This is a genomic window from Halorubrum sp. AD140, assembly GCF_034497445.1.
In the GTDB taxonomy this organism is placed as follows: Archaea; Halobacteriota; Halobacteria; order Halobacteriales; family Haloferacaceae; genus Halorubrum.
Window position 1 is genome coordinate 1 of sequence record NZ_JAXRUU010000162.1, and the last position, 1,613, is coordinate 1,613.

At 49.9% G+C, this 1,613-nt stretch carries 1 protein-coding gene and 1 pseudogene; one reads left to right on the forward strand and one right to left on the reverse strand.

The genetic code is table 11. The features are described from left to right. Positions 1-65: 65 nt before the first annotated feature. Positions 66-410 carry a hypothetical protein gene (locus tag U4E84_RS16965; RefSeq protein WP_322533282.1) on the reverse strand — a complete coding sequence of 115 codons (345 nt, stop codon included), beginning with the start codon at positions 408-410 and terminating at the stop codon, positions 66-68. Between the two features lie 642 nt (positions 411-1,052). On the opposite strand from U4E84_RS16965, the pseudogene U4E84_RS16970 reads away from it, so the two are divergent. Further along, a pseudogene (locus U4E84_RS16970) lies at positions 1,053-1,613 on the forward strand (ABC transporter substrate-binding protein); the annotation flags it as partial.

A 1,613-nucleotide genomic window follows, 5' to 3' on the forward strand; every position in this document is an offset into this window, starting at 1 on the left:
TTTCGCTGACAAATCAATTGCTCAGTAGCACTGCGTATAGAGCGATGATAGCGATGATCTGATCTTCACTCATAACAGAGATGGCCAGCACCATCATACGGTTCGCATTCGTTCCAAACAGCGTTCAATCCGCTATCCACGTGAACACTGGCCCAGTAGCATCCTCCGTTAAGATCCTCATCGGCTCCAATGCGTACGGTTTCGTCGGTTCGTTCATGCTGTGCTGTCACGACAAAGTTTTCAATGTCGTCAGGATCCCATGTACAGTTGATAAACTCGGTACCAAAAACATTCTCACCATCATCGGTCGTTGACGCCGCCTCCACATCCACCGTTGAATCATAAACAGAGGTGCCGTTCTTTCTCACAGTAATACTGACCTGTTGAGTTTGTTGCGTGAAATTTTCCACTCGGACTCCACCGAGTTGGATCTCAGATTGTGTTCGCAGACTACAGCCTGCAAACCCGATCAGACTGATAACTCCAGAGTGGATAATCTGGCGACGATATCTATTTGAGGGCATACATTCATCATTTTTGATGCGTTGACAAAAACTATTTCGAACAGTTACCGAGCCATAAACAGTGGGCCGAGGAGAAAAACGACCAACTTGCCTATGATACGTGAGCGATTGTTTATCTCCCAGATTGATCTGTCTATACTCTGTACTGAGCGGTCGCACCAGTCTCAATCAGACCAGTCACTCGTGCAAGACTCACGCGCTGTATTCAGCACAGCTTCAAAAACATATCACTGCTGAGGATTTCAACGGAGCCACTAATTCGGCTCTGTGCTTCTCGTAGGACGTATTGCGGGTCCAGTTACATCTACACAGGACCAATTTGTATGTTAACTGTATAGGCCCAGAGCATAGGAATTATTATAATCGAGTATATTATTAATAACGCTGGTGGATCGAATTTCGCGTCGAAGGCTCCTCCGGAATACAGGCGCAACCACGGTCGCTGCGACGGGAATTGCTGGTTGCCTTGGTCAGGGAGCCGGATCGCTCGACTCGGTCACTCTCGCGTACGTTCCAATATATCCGAATATGCAACACTACGTGATGGAGCGAGGGCTACTACGAGGACGTCCCGGCAGAGATCACAGTAGAGCGGTTCAACTCCGGACCTAGCGTCGTCAAGGCGTTTACCAGTGAAGAAGTGGATGTTGCGCTCTTCGGAATTACCCCTGCGATGGTCCTCGCTGACAAAGGCACCGATGCTGGTATCCTGGCGGCAAATTCGAGAAACGGGTTCAAAATTATGGGAACGACCGAACTCGTCGATCTCTACGAACAGGAGGGAGAAGCAGTATTCGAGCGCTTTGAGCAAGAACACGGACGCAAGATCCAATTCGGCGCCCCACCTGACGGGAGCGTGCCCGACATCGTCCTTCGATACTGGATCCAAGAGGACCTCAACGTAGGGGAGATGGAGTCTGTTATTAATAAGTCAAAAGTCCCCCCGGCGAAAGCTGTTCAGACGATCCAGTCGGGATACCGACGCGACGATTATTCAACCGTTCGCCACGATTATCGACCAAGACGACGCCTTCGGGGAACTTGCTTGGTCCGGAGATGTCCTAGAAGACCATCCAGTCACGGTACTGT